This is a genomic window from Staphylococcus sp. Y174-1 (genome assembly GCF_049897865.1).
GTDB classification, from domain to species: domain Bacteria; phylum Bacillota; class Bacilli; order Staphylococcales; family Staphylococcaceae; genus Staphylococcus; species Staphylococcus saprophyticus.
Window position 1 is genome coordinate 1,038,022 of record NZ_JAFCXB010000001.1, and the last position, 16,190, is coordinate 1,054,211.

13 protein-coding genes are annotated in these 16,190 nt (G+C 34.5%); all 13 read right to left on the minus strand.

What is annotated here, in order from left to right; genetic code table 11:
• Positions 1–6: 6 nt before the first annotated feature.
• Positions 7–1,005 carry a gluconeogenesis factor YvcK family protein gene (locus ACP7BT_RS05265; RefSeq protein ID WP_041079702.1) on the minus strand — a complete coding sequence of 333 codons (999 nt, stop codon included), beginning with the start codon at positions 1,003–1,005 and terminating at the stop codon, positions 7–9.
• Complete coding sequence (rapZ, locus tag ACP7BT_RS05270) at positions 992–1,918, minus strand: RNase adapter RapZ (protein ID WP_002483894.1); 927 nt, start codon at positions 1,916–1,918, stop codon at positions 992–994. The genes ACP7BT_RS05265 and rapZ overlap by 14 nt, the downstream gene beginning before the upstream one ends.
• A 345-nt stretch (positions 1,919–2,263) precedes the next feature.
• Positions 2,264–3,208, minus strand: coding sequence for a thioredoxin-disulfide reductase (gene trxB, locus ACP7BT_RS05275; protein ID WP_002483895.1), 945 nt, complete (start codon positions 3,206–3,208; stop codon positions 2,264–2,266).
• Positions 3,209–3,273: 65 nt separating this feature from the next.
• Positions 3,274–4,710, minus strand: coding sequence for a tetratricopeptide repeat protein (locus ACP7BT_RS05280; protein ID WP_002483896.1), 1,437 nt, complete (start codon positions 4,708–4,710; stop codon positions 3,274–3,276).
• Positions 4,711–4,735: 25 nt separating this feature from the next.
• Positions 4,736–5,212 (minus strand): acyltransferase, encoded by a 477-nt coding sequence (locus tag ACP7BT_RS05285; RefSeq protein WP_002483897.1) that lies wholly within the window; start codon positions 5,210–5,212, stop codon positions 4,736–4,738.
• A 9-nt stretch (positions 5,213–5,221) separates the two neighbouring features.
• The gene (gene lgt, locus ACP7BT_RS05290; protein ID WP_002483898.1) at positions 5,222–6,058 is read right to left on the minus strand and encodes a prolipoprotein diacylglyceryl transferase; all 837 of its coding nucleotides are present in this window, start codon (positions 6,056–6,058) and stop codon (positions 5,222–5,224) included.
• Complete coding sequence (gene hprK, locus ACP7BT_RS05295; RefSeq protein WP_002483899.1) at positions 6,055–6,996, minus strand: HPr(Ser) kinase/phosphatase; 942 nt, start codon at positions 6,994–6,996, stop codon at positions 6,055–6,057. Before hprK ends, lgt begins: the two co-directional genes overlap by 4 nt.
• 301 nt (positions 6,997–7,297) lie before the next feature.
• On the minus strand, positions 7,298–10,135 hold the full coding sequence (gene uvrA, locus ACP7BT_RS05300) for an excinuclease ABC subunit UvrA (protein ID WP_041079703.1): 2,838 nt from the start codon (positions 10,133–10,135) through the stop codon (positions 7,298–7,300).
• Between the two features lie 5 nt (positions 10,136–10,140).
• The gene (uvrB, locus tag ACP7BT_RS05305) at positions 10,141–12,123 is read right to left on the minus strand and encodes an excinuclease ABC subunit UvrB (RefSeq protein ID WP_002483901.1); all 1,983 of its coding nucleotides are present in this window, start codon (positions 12,121–12,123) and stop codon (positions 10,141–10,143) included.
• A 333-nt stretch (positions 12,124–12,456) separates the two neighbouring features.
• Positions 12,457–12,687: a CsbA family protein gene (locus ACP7BT_RS05310; RefSeq protein ID WP_037538954.1), complete on the minus strand. Its 231-nt coding sequence runs from the start codon at positions 12,685–12,687 to the stop codon at positions 12,457–12,459.
• A 5-nt stretch (positions 12,688–12,692) separates the two neighbouring features.
• Positions 12,693–13,334: a YfbR-like 5'-deoxynucleotidase gene (locus ACP7BT_RS05315; RefSeq protein WP_002483903.1), complete on the minus strand. Its 642-nt coding sequence runs from the start codon at positions 13,332–13,334 to the stop codon at positions 12,693–12,695.
• A gap of 392 nt (positions 13,335–13,726) precedes the next feature.
• Positions 13,727–14,680, minus strand: a complete 954-nt coding sequence (locus tag ACP7BT_RS05320) for a COG3942 and LysM peptidoglycan-binding domain-containing protein (RefSeq protein WP_002483904.1) — start codon at positions 14,678–14,680, stop codon at positions 13,727–13,729.
• Positions 14,681–15,054: 374 nt separating this feature from the next.
• Positions 15,055–16,177, minus strand: a protein-coding gene (gene prfB, locus ACP7BT_RS05325) for a peptide chain release factor 2 (RefSeq protein WP_210124672.1) whose coding sequence is annotated in 2 segments (ribosomal slippage) — positions 15,055–16,104 and positions 16,106–16,177 — 1,122 coding nt in all. Because the reading frame shifts where the segments join, the coding sequence is not laid out codon by codon here.
• Between the last annotated feature and the right edge of the window lie 13 nt (positions 16,178–16,190).

Below are 16,190 nucleotides of genomic sequence, written 5' to 3' on the forward strand. Positions count from 1 at the left end.
TCTGGCTTATTCGTTATGATCTTTATCTCGATTAAACTCAATTGTCGCCGTTTCTCTCATAGCGATTTCATAGATCATTTTTGAAAGTACTTCAGTGTTATGGCGCACGTAATCTTCTGAAGACACTTCTACTAAATCAGGATGTGTAAAGACTTTAATATTCTGTGCTTCCATATCTGTCGTGTTGCATTTTACAGGTTCTGCATTTTCTTCTCTATAGCGTTCTAATACATTACCGTGAAAATTTTGCGTGCTACAAATAACATAGTTAATACATTTCGCACCCATGTGATCATGGATAGCATTGACATGATCGACAGCAGAATAATTATTCGTTTCACCTGGCTGTGTCATTACATTTGAAACATACAATTTAGGGGCATCTACTTTAAGTAATGCATCTGCGATACCTTTTACGCATAAATTTGAAATGACACTTGTATATAAAGAACCTGGCCCCATAACAATTAAATCTGCCTCTTCAATCGCTTGAACTGCTTCTTCCATCGGTTTTACATCTTCAGGTTCTAAAAATACACGTTCGATTTTTTTATTTTTTTTAGGAATCTTAGACTCGCCATATACGATTTCTCCGTCTTCCATGACTGCACTTAAACGCACACTTGTATTAGTGGACGGAATAACACGACCTCTAATATTTAAAATCTTACTTAATTCTTTAACTGCATGTCCAAAATCATCCGTAATATTCGTTAACGCGGCAATCAGTAAATTGCCAAGCGAATGACCTTCAACTTGGTTTTCTTTAAAACGATATTGGAAAAGTTGTTCTAAAGTTGACTCAGTTTCACTTAATGCAGAAATTACATTTCTTATATCTCCAGGTGCAGGTATATCCATTTCATTTCTTATTTTTCCTGTGCTCCCACCATCATCGGCAACTGTGACAATTGTCGTAATATCTATTGGGTAATCTTTAAGGCCTCGAGCTAAAACGGATAAGCCTGTACCGCCACCTATTAGTACAAGTTTAATTCTTCTCATCTTTATGTTTCACGCCACTTTCAACATGTGCATCCCTGTGATGCACATACACATTGTAATTAAAACTTTCGTTAAGTTCTGCTCCGATACGTTTGGCTAATGCGACTGAACGGTGTTGACCACCAGTACAACCGATTGCGATAACCAGTTGTGATTTACCTTCTTTTTTATATCCTGGTACCATAAATTTCAATAAATCTATTAATTTTTCATAAAATATATTTGTTTCTTTCCATTTCATAACATATTTATAAACCGCTTCATCTTCTCCTGTGAGTGGTCTTAACTCATCAACATAGTGTGGATTCGGTAAAAATCTCACATCGAATACTAAGTCTGCATCCATTTGAATACCATGCTTAAATCCAAAACTCGTTACATTAATGTTAAATGTTTGTACATTGCTCTTATTGAAATAGTCACCAATGCGTTTACGCAATTCTTTTGGTTTCATTTGCGTCGTATCAATCGTATAGTTCGCTAGACTTTTAATTTCTGTTAATAACTCACGTTCTTCATTTATCGATTCTATCAATGAACGTTGTCCATTTCCATTTAACGGATGCGCACGTCTTGTTTCTTTATATCTAGAAATTAAACGCTCATTAGATGCTTCCAAGAACATCATATCCACAATCACATCAGAGTTACTTTTAATTAAATCCATTTCGTGGATTAATGATTTAAACAATTCTTTACCTCTTAAATCGATTGCAATTGCAACTTTTTGTAATGATGGATTACCTTGCCCCATCAATTCTACAAATTTAGGTAAAAGTATCGGCGGTAAGTTGTCTACACAGAAATAACCGATATCTTCTAGACTTTGAATGACTACAGATTTCCCAGCACCTGATAAACCTGTAACGACTAATAATTCACTTTTTACTATTTCTTTTTCATCCGGTTGCATCTTTTCACACCATTCGTTGATTTATTTAATCATAAAATGTTACTTCGTTGTTAACAGTTCATATTTTAAAGTGATGTGATTCATTTCACTTCAAATAAGTCTAACAATCTTATGCTATCATATTTCATTTTACATGAAAAAGGTCTTAGGTAGTAGCATTATCACTTTAATATTGAAGTTAGCTGTGGCTGCAATTTAACTCCTATAACCATAAGACTTCAATTATAAACATAGATAAATATATATCCTTATGTAAAAAGCTAGAGCACAATGCTTTCAGTTATGTCTGAGCATCATGTTCTAGCTTTAACTAAATTCTATTATACAACACAATCACACGATTGATTATGCTTCTATTGTATCTTTGATGTGTTCAATATATGCGATAGCACTTTGTGCTGCAATACTACCATCACCTGTTGCAGTAACGATTTGACGTAAACCTTTTTCACGTACATCGCCTGCTGCGTAAATACCAGGAATGCTTGTACTCATATCTTCATTCGTTAAGACATAACCGACTTCATTTGTAATACCTAAATCTTGGAAAGGTACTGTCAGTGGTTTCATACCAATATAAATAAATACACCATCCGCATCTAATGTTTGTTCAGAACCATCTTTTGTTGATTCTAATGTGACTGATCCTACTTTACCATCTTTGTCGTTAATTGTTTTTAGTGTGTGGCTCCAGATAAAATCAATTTTTTCATTTTTAAATGCGCGATCTTGTAATATTTTTTGCGCACGTAATTCATCTCTACGGTGTACAATGGTTACGCTATCCGCAAATTTTGTAAGGAATGTGCCTTCCTCAACGGCTGAATCACCGCCACCAATAACAAATAATTTTTTACCTTTAAAGAATGCACCATCACAAACTGCACAATAACTTACACCACGGCCACCAAGTTCTTGTTCACCTGGCACACCAATTTTTTTATATTCTGCACCTGTTGAGATAATAACTGCATGTGCAGTGATTACTTTATTTCCTAGGTTCACTTCTTTATATGCGCCTTTATCTTCGATTGATTTAATGTCACCATATTGATATTGTGCACCAAATTTTTTCGCATGTTCAAACATTTTTGTAGATAAGTCCGGACCTGTTACCATTTCAAATCCTGGAAAGTTTTCAACTTCTTCCGTATTTGCCATTTGTCCACCAGGCATGCCACGTTCTATCATTACAGTACTTAAGTTTGCGCGAGATGCATAAACTGCTGCAGTCATACCTGCTGGGCCTGCACCAATAATTGCAATATCAAAATCCACTTGTTCAGCCATTTTAATTGCCTCCTGTTTATTAATTCAATATGCGAAGTATATATGATTACTTGCATTTTATAAACTTATATGCTCACTAAATAATCTATCGTCTTATTTAAACGGTAAGATGAAATTTTAAACCACTCTAAAACTTGTTGCTTTGTAACTTTGATTTCAGAATGACGAAAATACATATATACAAATGCAGCAACATAATCACTAACATTTGCTAGGTCAACTTTTTCCGAAATAATCGCTTCTGCTTGATCAATCCATACTATAAATAAATCTTCATTATTTTTCAATGCCTCAATATCATAAAGCATTAACATGCCTTTGTGAATAAAATCTAATTTATTTAATTTTAAATCTTGAATTAAATAAGTCAAATAGAGTTTCTCATAATCATTCATAGATTCTAGTACACCCCAAATTTCTTGGGTTAAGAGTACTTCACGACCCTTTAATTGGTTTAATAAAAAGATGCCATATAATCTATGGTGGCTATTATCATTCAACAATAACGGCAATACTTGTTGGTCAAAATACGCTTTGCTCTCTTCAATAACCCAAGGTGCATGGCCAACATCAACTTTAGAAATTTCTTGTAATTTTGTCCAAAAGAATTTACTTTCTTCAAGATTGCCTAAATGATAATGATTATAGCTGAGTGCATTATACATTTGAATCGAAAGGAACTTTCCTCTTCTATAGAGTGGTTGTAGAATCTTTTGCGAAGCTTCATATTGTTTTAAATAACAGAGCACGATACCTAATTTAAATGACTCATCTTCATTCATCGGCATTACTTTGTTTAATATTTTTAAGTAGCGATGATATTTTTCACTATCATTCGTGTTATATAGCAACAATGTATAATGACATAAAGCATGCACATCTGTGTTGTCCTCGCTTAATAAACGTTCAAACATTTCTTTAGCAGTTTCGTATTCGTTTAAATATAAATAACACATTGCTAATAAATTACGTACGACGCGGTGTTCTTGAATGTCAGTACTTTGATTTAAAATAAAATTTCGAGCCTCTGGTAAGCGGCCTTGTGAAAATAAATATTGGAAAATAAGTTGAATCGCAAATAATTTACTTTCTGTCTCTATTTTTTCAGGTGTATGATATGAGACTTCAAACATTTCTTCAAGTTCTTCTTTATAATCCTCATCACCAGATATTGTTACATAGTTAATACCAAATAAAAATGCTTTATTGGCTTCATTCATCGTTATATTTAACTGGCTTAATTGAAAATAACTTTCTTCAACTTCTTCACCTTGTGCAATACTTTCATAAAAAAGATGTTCAGCCTTGCTACCTATACCTAAACTAACTAAACACTCCGAATATTTTACTTTTGTTTCAAAATCCTGAGGTGACATTTCAAGCACTTTAGCGAAGTAAGATGCCGCTTTTTTATATTCTTGTTGATGAAATTTTTGATCACCTAATTTTTTATAAAATTGACTATCTAATTTCATTGGTATTACATTGTCTTTATGCGCCATCCTTCGTCACCTCCTAAATGTTTCTTTATTTTATTATTAGTATGGGATTCCCATACGCTAATGCATGATCTGGAATATCTTTGGATACAATAGAACCCGCACCAATCTTAACATGATTACCAATGGTAACGCCTGGTAGGATGGTCACATTTGCACCAATCAAGGTATGATCCCCAATTTTCACAGGGCCTGTAGTAAATGCATCTACTAAAAATTCATGTGTTAAAATCGTTGAATTATAGCCAATCACACAATTTTTACCAATCGTGATGTATTCAGGATACAATAAATCAGGAACTACTTTGAAAGCGAATGCTGTATGAGCCCCGATATCCATTTTCAATAATTTACGATATGCCCAATGTTTTAATTTCACATTAGGCAAATAACGGCAAACTTCAATAATTAACGTTTGTTTAAACATTTTCATTCCTTTGACAAAACGATACATATGCCATAAAGGATTTTTACCTTGAACTTGTTGTTTCTTTAAATTACGCATAAATGACTATCACTTCACTTCTTTACTTGGCCATGATAATGGACCAACAGCTTTATAACGTGGCGCATCATATTTAACACGTCTAACAATCATTATGACGACACCTATTATGATTAAAATAATGGACATTAATTGGGCAATTCGGATATCACCTGCAAGCATTAAACTATCCGTACGCATGCCTTCTACAAAGAATCTGCCAATGGAATACCAAATTAAATAGAGACAGAAGGTATCACCAATACGTAAGTGTTTTCTTAATAGAATTAAGATAACAAATCCTAACACATCCCAAATAGACTCATAAAGGAATGTTGGTTGATAGTATTTTCCATCAATATACATATTATTAATTATAAAGTCAGGAATATGTAAGTTTTCAAGGAAAGATTTAGAAACTGTGCCCCCATGCGCTTCATGGTTCATAAAGTTTCCCCATCTTCCAATACCTTGTCCTAAAATCATACTTGGCGCAATCACATCACCAATTTGAAATGGATTAATATTTTTTTGTTTACAAATAATAATACCCGTTACGAATCCACCAATAAGACCACCATGTATGGCAATACCACCCTGCCAAATCATTGGGATTTCAATTGGATGTTGTACATAATACGGCCACTGAAAAATAACGAAATATATTCTAGCAACAATAAAACCAAATATGGCACTCCAAAATATAATATCGACGAGTGTGTCTTGATGGAATCCAATACGTTTCACGCTTGCTTGTGCAATAAAGTAACCTAGCAGTATGCCCATAGCAATAATAATGCCATACCAACGTACTGAAATCGGTCCTAATTCAAACGCAATCGGATCGATATAGCTTAACGTCATCATTGATTATTCCCCTCACTATGATTACCATTACGCAAAATTTCCGCATTTAAACGGTCATTAAATTCTTCTGCTGTATTGATACCCATGATATTCAGTCTATAGTTCATCGCAGCTACTTCAATAATCACCGCCACGTTACGACCTGGTCTTACTGGAATGGTTTTTTTCGTTATTTCTGTGTCTAAAATACGTAATGTTTCTTCGTTTAGCCCTACACGGTCGTATAGTTTTTCTTTATGCCAATTTTCTAAGTGAATATTTAAACGCAGGCGCTTCTCAGTCAGAATTGAACCGGCACCAAATAAAGTCATAACATTTATAATGCCTAGTCCTCTAATTTCTAACAAATGTTCAATTAATTTAGGTGCACGACCTATTAATTCATCTTTACTAATTTCTCTGATTTCAACATTATCATCAGCTACAAGTCTGTGACCGCGTTTGATTAATTCCAGCGCTGTTTCACTTTTACCTATACCAGAATCGCCTGTGATTAACACACCAACACCGTAAACATCAACAAGCACACCATGCAATGAAGTCGTTCTAGCGAGTTCATGCTCTAAAAAGGTAGTCAAACGACTCATCAATTGAGTTGTGGCAATTGTGGACGTGATCAATGGCGTTTCGTGTTCTTTCGCAGCTTCTATAAGTTCTTCCGGAGGTTCTAAATCTCTTGTCACTATAATCGCTGGTGTTTCTGGACGACATAATTTTCTCATACGTCCTTTCCGTTCTTCATCAGGCAATAAATTATAGAAAGATAACTCAGTAGTTCCTAATAATTGAATACGGTCAGAGGCATAATGAGAGAAATAACCTGCCATTTCTAAACCCGGTCTTGATATATCAGTATTTTTAATTTGTTTATTTAAACCCGCTTCACCTGTGATTACTTCAAGCTTAAAGCGTTCTACTAAACTCTGTGTAGTTAACATGCGTTCACCTCTATCATTCTTTCTTCTGCATTTGTACTATGTTCATATCATATCAAAAAGAACTAATAATCTATATTAAAAAGTGCAGACGAAGTATATTTTAATATATGCCTTATATAAATTATATACGATATTTCTTATTAAAAGCTGATTCATTTTAAAATTAACGATAAACTTAACATTTAATGTGTGCGACATGTTATCAAAGGTTAACAATCACAAAAAAGCTCTTGCTTCACACATGTTACATGGTGTCGCAAGAGCTTTGTTATGCTGTTGGAAAATAGAGACGATATAATTGCTATTGTTTTACCGTGTCTCTTTCTAAGACTGGTTTTAAATATTTACCAGTATAACTTGCTTCTACTTCTGCAATCTTTTCAGGTGTACCCGTTGCAACAACAGTACCTCCACCGTCGCCACCTTCTGGACCTAAATCAATAATATGGTCTGCCATTTTAATGACATCTAAATTATGTTCAATAATAACCACAGTGTCACCATTCTCAACTAACTTGTTTAAAACTTTCAGTAATCTACTGATGTCATCCACATGTAAACCTGTTGTAGGTTCGTCGAGTATATAAATGGAGCGTCCTGTTGAACGTTTGTGTAATTCTGATGCAAGTTTCACACGCTGTGCTTCACCACCAGATAACGTTGTCGCAGGTTGACCTAATGTAACATAACCTAAACCAACATCTACTAACGTTTTTAACTTACGATGAATTTTCGGAACATTTTCGAAAAATGCCGTCGCTTCTTCAGCAGTCATCGCTAGGATTTCTGCAATATTTTTCCCTTTATAAGTTACTTCAAGCGTTTCACGATTATATCTCGTGCCACCACAAACTTCACACGGTACGTAGACATCTGGTAAAAAGTGCATTTCAATTTTAATGATACCATCGCCTTTACAAGCTTCACAGCGACCACCTTTAACATTAAAACTAAAACGACCTTTGGTATAACCTCTGACTTTAGATTCATTTGTTTGTGCAAATATATCTCTAATATTATCAAAAACCCCAGTATACGTAGCTGGATTTGATCTTGGCGTACGTCCAATAGGCGATTGATCAATATCTATAATTCGGTCTAATTGATCTATACCATTAATTTCATCATATTCACCTGGTTTCACTTTAGATTTATTGATTTGTTTCGCTAAAGATTTATAAAGCACTTCATTAACTAAAGTACTCTTACCAGAACCTGAAACACCCGATACAACAGTCATCGTTGATAATGGGAAATCTACATCAATGCCTTTTAAATTATTACTACGCGCACCTTTAACAATAATTTTGCGATCAGTAATGTCTCTTCTTGCTTCTGGCACTTCAATGCGTTTTTTGCCGCTTAAATATTGTCCGGTTAAAGAGTGTTTGTTGCTCATAACTTGTTTAGGTGTACCACTTGCAACAATCTCACCACCATGCTCACCAGCGCCAGGACCAACATCCACTAAATAGTCTGCTGCACGCATGGTATCATCATCGTGTTCAACAACGATTAACGTATTACCTAAATCACGCATTTCTTTTAAAGTGCTAATTAATCTATCGTTATCTCTTTGATGTAAACCTATGGATGGTTCATCTAATACATATAAGACGCCAGAAAGTCTAGAACCAATTTGTGTTGCTAGACGGATACGTTGCGCTTCGCCACCAGATAAAGAACCAGATGCACGATTTAAAGTTAAGTATTCTAGTCCTACATTATATAAAAATTCTAATCTAGAATTAATTTCTTTCAATATTTGATTGGCAATTTTTTGGTCTTGTTCTGAAAGCGCAATATGATTATAGGCATCTAATGCGTCTTTAATTGAACGCTCAACGACGTCACCAATATTTTTCCCATCTACATAAACTGATAAAGCTTCGCGACTTAAACGTTTACCATGACACGTTTCACAAGGTAACTCAGTCATGTACTTACTCATCATTTCTCTTACTAATTCAGAAGGAGAATCATGGTATCGTCTACTGATATTATTTATAACACCTTCAAACGCCATCGTACGTTTACGAGATTGGCCGTTACGTTGCGTAAATGTGAAGTCTATTTCTTTACCTTTAGATCCGTATAAAATAATATCTTTTTGTCTGTCAGTTAATTTTTTAAATGGTTTGTCCATGTTAATTTTAAACACTTCGCACACGCGTTTTAATATCGTAGGATAAAAATCCGAACTCGATGATTCCCAAGCAACGATTGCACCTTCATTTAAGGTTTTACTCGTATCTGGTACGACTAACTCTAAATCAACCGTTAATTTCTGACCTAATCCATCACATGTAGGGCAAGCACCAAACGGACTATTAAAACTAAACATACGTGGCTCTAACTCACCAATTGAAAAACCACAAATCGGACAAGCATGATTTTCTGAGAACTTCAATTCTTCACCGTCAATGATATCGACAATGAGCGTTCCTTCTGACAATTGTAACGCCGTCTCAATGGAGTCAGCTAAACGCGTTTCGATACCCTCTTTGACAACAAGACGGTCAACTACTACCTCAATTGTATGATTTTTATTTTTATCTAAGGCTGGTACTTCATTGACATCTAATATTTCTCCATCAACACGTACACGTACATAACCTTTTTTTGTTATATCGTCTATCAGTTTTTCTTGAGCGCCCTTTCTATGAGAAACCACAGGTGCTAAGATTTGAATTTTAGAACGTGCTTCTAATTTCATCACTTGGTCAACCATTTGTTGAACTGTTTGTGATTCTATTTCAATACCATGGTTAGGGCAAAAAGGTTTACCGATACGCGCATATAGTAAACGAATATAATCATAAATTTCTGTGACTGTCGCCACAGTAGATCTTGGGTTTTTACTAGTTGTTTTTTGATCAATTGAAATCGCTGGTGATAAACCTTCAATCGTATCGACATCCGGTTTATCCATTTGACCTAAAAATTGTCGTGCATAGGCACTGAGAGATTCAACATATCTGCGTTGACCTTCTGCATATATTGTATCGAAAGCAAGTGATGACTTTCCTGAACCGGAAAGCCCTGTCATAACTATTAATTTATCTTTTGGTATTTCAATATCTACATTTTTTAAATTGTGGGCACGTGCCCCTTTAACTACAATGGATGGTTGCTTCATTTGTGTCACCCTTCTGCTTTTAATTCAAATAGCATATCTCTAAGCTCTGTGGCTTTTTCGAAATCTAAATCTTTTGCGGCTTGCTTCATTTCTTTTTCTATATTTGCAATTGTTTTTTCGCGTTCTTTCTTCGTCATTTTCTTCGGTACTTCTGTTTGTTGTTGCTCATTTGTTTCATCGTTTTCAACAGTAGCACTAATCACGTCATGTATTTTTTTATTAATTGTAGTAGGCGTAATGTTATATTTTTCATTATATGCTTCTTGTATCGTACGACGACGTTCCGTCTCATCTAACGCATAGCGCATGGAGTCAGTAATTTTATCTCCATACATGATAACTTCCCCGCGACTATTACGTGCGGCACGTCCAATTGTCTGAACAAGTGATCTTTGAGAACGTAAAAATCCTTCTTTGTCAGCATCTAAAATAACAACAAGAGACACTTCTGGTATATCAATACCCTCTCTTAACAAGTTAATTCCAACAATGACATCATACGTACCCATTCTTAAATCTCTAATGATTTCTATACGTTCGAGTGTTTTAATTTCAGAATGCAGATAATTTACTTTGATGCCTGCTTCTTTTAAATATGTCGTTAAATCTTCACTCATTTTCTTAGTCAACGTTGTAACAAGTACACGCTCATTTCGATCGATTCGATCCTGTATCTCACCAAGTAAATCATCAATTTGATTTTCTGTAGGGCGCACTTCAATCTTAGGATCTAACAGACCGGTTGGACGTATGATTTGTTGAACCATCTCATCTGTATGCTCAAGTTCAAATGGTCCTGGTGTGGCTGAAACATAAACCAACTGTTTCGTTTTTTCTTCGAATTCCTCGAATTTTAAAGGTCTATTATCTAGTGCACTCGGCAAACGGAATCCGTGGTCGACTAATACTTGTTTACGAGCACGGTCACCATTATACATACCTCTAATCTGCGGCAAAGTTACGTGCGACTCATCAATCATGACTAACCAGTCATCTCCGAAATAATCAAGTAATGTATAAGGTGTTGACCCCATAGGACGTAATGTTAAGTGAACGGAATAATTTTCTATACCCGAACAGAATCCCATTTCTCTCATCATTTCTAAATCATAATTGGTACGTTGCTCTAAACGTTGCGCTTCTAACAATTTATTTTCTGCATTTAATTCAGCTAAACGTTCTTCTAATTCGTTCTCAATTCTTTGAATTGCTGATTTCATTTTTTCTTCACGTGTTACGAAGTGAGATGCTGGGAAGATTGCAAAATGATCGCGTTCTCTTAATACTTCTCCAGTTAAGTAATTTACTTCACGAATACGATCAATCTCATCACCAAAGAATTCTACACGGATACACATTTCTTCTCTAGATGCAGGGAAAATCTCAACGACATCTCCTCTAACTCTAAACGTACCGCGTCTAAAATCTATATCATTTCTTGTATATTGGACGTCCACTAATTTTTTAAGTAATTCACTTCTATCCATCTCCATGCCAGCACGTATACTAACGACTAAATCACGGTATTCTTCTGGATTACCCAAACCGTAGATACAACTGACACTGGCAATCACAATCACGTCATCTCTCTCAAACAACGCACTGGTAGCTGAATGTCGTAACTGGTCAATCTCATCATTGATTGAAGCGTCTTTTTCTATAAAAGTGTCAGTTGAAGGCACATAGGCTTCTGGTTGATAATAGTCATAGTAACTTACAAAGTATTCCACTCTATTTTCAGGAAAAAATTCTTTGAACTCACTATATAATTGGCCTGCTAAGGTCTTATTATGTGCGATAATCAGTGTTGGTTTACCAACCTGTTTGATTACATTACTCATCGTAAATGTCTTACCAGTACCAGTTGCGCCTAATAGCGTTTGGTGTCTTTTCCCTTCATTAACACCATTTACAATTTTTTGAATTGCTTCTGGCTGATCCCCTTGAGGTTCAAATTCAGAATGCAGTTTGAACGGATAATGTTCCATGGCGACACATGCCTCCTAATTAAGTCTATATCTCTTATTTCGAACCTATTACAATTTGTTTATCTTAAAACGTTCATATATTGATTCTTTACATATCATTTATTCAGATGAATGGTTCTATACTCGTTATATATATTAACAGATTTATGAATACAAAAACAAACATTTGTTCGTAGTTTTAATACTTCTTTTTATAAAGAAAAAACAAACATAGTATGTCACCATGTTTGCATCCATTTGATTTTATATCATAAAAACTTCTTTATTTTTGAAGTTATATTATTATAAATCTCTTATTTAATTATAGCAATTAGGTTGCTCAATGCTTATTATTCAATCATCATCTTTTTTATGCAACTCTAATTGGTCGATGATAAGATACCCCGCTAATAATGAAACGACATCTATGAAAATGATCCATTCATTATGAAAGAACCCCTTTTCAACTGATGCACCTATTAAAATTAAAGTCAATATTGTACCTACCCATTTGCTTCTTGTTAGCACACTGAACAATATAACAAAAACACATGGGAAAAAGGATGCCAATATATACCAAATCATGGAGTTCACCCATTCCTATTATTTAAAATTGCCATTGTTGTTTCACGCAATTCAGATCTTGGTATGAATTTCTCTGTTAGCATCTCTGGGATGATATTCTCGATAAAATCTTGAACTGAGCTAAGATGATCAAATTGCATGATTGTCTCTAGTGACATTTCATAAATTTCAAAAAATAACTGTTCTGGATTACGTTTTTGTATTTCTCCGAAAGTTTCATATAATAAGTCAATTTTATCAGCAACCGACAACAATTGTCCTTCTAAGGAATCATCTTTACCTTCTTGTAATCGCTCACGATAAATAGCTTGATATGGCTCTGGAATTTCCTCATTTATAAAATGGTCTACCATTTCTTCTTCTACTTGAGAAAATAATTTTTTCAATTCTCCACTTGCATATTTCACCGGTGTCTTAATATCGCCAGTAAATATTTCGGCAAAATCATGATTTAATGCTTTCTCATATAAACTTTTCCAATCGACTTCATTACCATGATATTCCTCTACAGTACCTAAATATTGAGCGATTTTTGTCACTTTGAATGAATGAGCAGCGACGTTATGCTCAAAATATTTAAATTTACCCGGCAATCTAATTAATTTTTCCAAATCAGATAAACGTTTAAAATATTGATGTACACCCATGACATCGCCTCCTAGTTTATTAAAAATTGATTATTCTTGATTTTATAATATCATTCAACGCGTTAAATGTCTTATCAATATCATTGAAAAATAATAATCATTTAATTTAACTCATATAATAAAAATAGGTTATATTTCAACGGTATAGTTATCAATGATTTAGGTATAGTCTGGGCGTAGTACAAAAATATTGGATTTGTTTCTATGACGTTGGTGATTGATGACGCATCAAAAACGATGCTGATTGAAAGACTGCTACAATCGTTTATTTAAGCTACTCTGCTTGTTATCTATACATTAAAAGTTCGAGATATTGCCTCATATCCCGAACTCTTATTTAGATAGCGTCACTTCAAATCAAATCATTTTCTACATAGAAGGATAGATTTGTTTTAGTGAATATAATTATATTGGCCTGTGTTATGGATTGTTCTATATGATTTTTGACCTACACCTTGCCAATTCATTTCAGATACGACAATTGAACCATCTGCATTTTTACTTTCAACAACACCTACATGACCATAGTTACCTGCAGTACTTTGGAATATAGCACCTACTTCAGGCGTATTGTTCACTTGATAGCCACTTTGCTGTGCTGCTGAAGCCCAATTATTCGCATTTCCCCATAAGTTTCCAACTGATTTCCCTAATTGTTGTCGACGATCAAAAGCATAATATGTACATTGGCCCCAATCATAATAGTTACTTCCGTTAGATGCGTGTGACACTGGGCTATACTGATAATTTGAAGTTACCTGTTCATTTGCAGTTGTATTCGAAACTTGCTGTCTATCCGAAGCGGAATAATCATTGTTCTGCCATGTTTGCGTTGCATTTGGCGTGATATTCCCTGACGTACGCACATTACGCATAGTATTATTTTCTGCTGTATTGTGTTCGTCATGATTTATTTGTGCTGTTGGTTGAACTGCTTCATGACTATTAAATATTTGCTGTAATTGGTTATTAAGATGCGCTGAACCTTTTTCTGATACCGCAACTAATTGACCTGGATAAATGACTTCACCTAAATTTGGATTCAATTGATACAATTGACTCATTGTCATTTGATGTCTTTCAGCAATTGCTTTAATCGTATCTCCATCCTTAACTTCTACAATGTCAGAATCCGGTAATACGATGGTTTCCCCAACTTGAACATAGTCTCTATTCTGTAAGTGATTTAAATTTTGTATTTCTGTCGTAGTAGTTGCAAATGTTTGTGCTATATCTGTCAAATTAGCATCTTCTTTTACTGTGTGTATTTGGTCTGCTGATGCAACATGGTTCAAACCAAAAAACAAGGCTGCCGAGGTGATAGAAAATGTTAAACCTTTCTTCATTAAGTTTTCATCCTTTACTGTCTTAATTTTAATCAAACATACTATAGCATAATAAAAACAAAGATTTTCTATTGTTATGGTTTTGTAACATAACAGTCAACTTTATATTTCAAACACCTATATTACAAGTCGATAAAAACGCCACAAACCTTGCCATTAAAGTATTTAACATGTTTGATATGATAGATTTGAAAACTTACTCGTAATATTAAAAATTGCATTTTACATATTTAATTAAATATTTATCTGTCCTTTATCAAACAAAAAGAGCCAGATCACAATCTGAACTTTTAATAAGATTGCGCGCTGACTCTACATATTTAAATATATCTTTCTTATATTATGTTTCATTAAAATAGCTGTTTAATGGCTACTTAACCTTCATTTTCATGTTGATCCATTTGACTGCGTAAGAATGCTTCAATAAATGGACCAATGTTGCCATCCATAACAGCATCTACTTTACCCGTTTCTTCGTTTGTACGGTGATCTTTAACCATAGCATAAGGATGGAATACGTAAGATCTAATTTGACTACCCCAGCCGATTTCTTTTTGCTCACCACGAATTTCTGCCATTTCTTGTTCTTGCTCTTCAATTTTTAATTGATATAGTTTAGATTTCAATGTTTTCATTGCTGCTTCTCTGTTTTTGATTTGTGAACGTTCATTTTGGTTATTTACTACGATCCCTGTTGGATGGTGTGTAATTCTAATCGCTGATTCAGTTTTGTTAATGTGTTGCCCACCAGCACCAGAAGCTCTAAATGTATCGACTGTGATATCATCTGGATTAATATCAATTTCAATCTCAGTATTATTGAATTGAGGTATAACATCACATGATGCAAATGATGTATGTCTTCGACCAGATGAATCGAAAGGTGAAATACGCACAAGACGATGCACGCCTTTTTCAGCTTTTAAATAACCATATGCGTTATGTCCCTTAACGATAAGCGTCACACTTTTAACACCTGCTTCATCACCAGGTAAATAGTCCGCAATTTCGACGTTGAATCCTTTCTGTTCACAATAACGTTGATACATTCTCAAGAGCATATTCGTCCAATCCTGTGACTCTGTGCCGCCTGCACCTGGATGTAATTCCATAATGGCATTATTCGCGTCATAAGGCCCATCAAGTAATAATTGTAACTCGAACTGATCTAATTCATTTTTAAAATCTTGAACGCTTTGCTCTAAATCTTGCTTCATCGTTTCATCATCTTCTTCGAGTAACAAAGCTCTCGTAGTATCCATATCTTCAAGTTCAGACTCTAATGTTCTATATGCATTCACTACTGATTTTAAAGCATTATTCTTATCAATAACGTCCTGAGCCTTTTCTTGGTTATCCCAAAATGTTGGATCGGTCATCATTTCTTCATATTCTTGTATGTTCGTCTCTTTTGCTTCTAAGTCAAAGAGACCCCCTAAGTTGTTCTAGTTTTTCATTATACGTATCTATATTACGTTTTATCTCTGACAATTCCATCATGCATCTCTCC

Excerpts from the sequence above, each read along its gene's own strand:
- ACP7BT_RS05265 (WP_041079702.1), bottom strand. The coding sequence starts at position 1,005 with ATGAGAAGAATTAAACTTGTACTAATAGGTGGCGGTACAGGCTTATCC.
- rapZ (WP_002483894.1), bottom strand. The coding sequence starts at position 1,918 with ATGCAACCGGATGAAAAAGAAATAGTAAAAAGTGAATTATTAGTCGTT.
- trxB (WP_002483895.1), bottom strand. The coding sequence starts at position 3,208 with ATGGCTGAACAAGTGGATTTTGATATTGCAATTATTGGTGCAGGCCCA.
- ACP7BT_RS05280 (WP_002483896.1), bottom strand. The coding sequence starts at position 4,710 with ATGGCGCATAAAGACAATGTAATACCAATGAAATTAGATAGTCAATTT.
- ACP7BT_RS05285 (WP_002483897.1), bottom strand. The coding sequence starts at position 5,212 with ATGCGTAATTTAAAGAAACAACAAGTTCAAGGTAAAAATCCTTTATGG.
- lgt (WP_002483898.1), bottom strand. The coding sequence starts at position 6,058 with ATGATGACGTTAAGCTATATCGATCCGATTGCGTTTGAATTAGGACCG.
- hprK (WP_002483899.1), bottom strand. The coding sequence starts at position 6,996 with ATGTTAACTACACAGAGTTTAGTAGAACGCTTTAAGCTTGAAGTAATC.
- uvrA (WP_041079703.1), bottom strand. The coding sequence starts at position 10,135 with ATGAAGCAACCATCCATTGTAGTTAAAGGGGCACGTGCCCACAATTTA.
- uvrB (WP_002483901.1), bottom strand. The coding sequence starts at position 12,123 with ATGGAACATTATCCGTTCAAACTGCATTCTGAATTTGAACCTCAAGGG.
- ACP7BT_RS05310 (WP_037538954.1), bottom strand. The coding sequence starts at position 12,687 with ATGATTTGGTATATATTGGCATCCTTTTTCCCATGTGTTTTTGTTATA.
- ACP7BT_RS05315 (WP_002483903.1), bottom strand. The coding sequence starts at position 13,334 with ATGGGTGTACATCAATATTTTAAACGTTTATCTGATTTGGAAAAATTA.
- ACP7BT_RS05320 (WP_002483904.1), bottom strand. The coding sequence starts at position 14,680 with ATGAAGAAAGGTTTAACATTTTCTATCACCTCGGCAGCCTTGTTTTTT.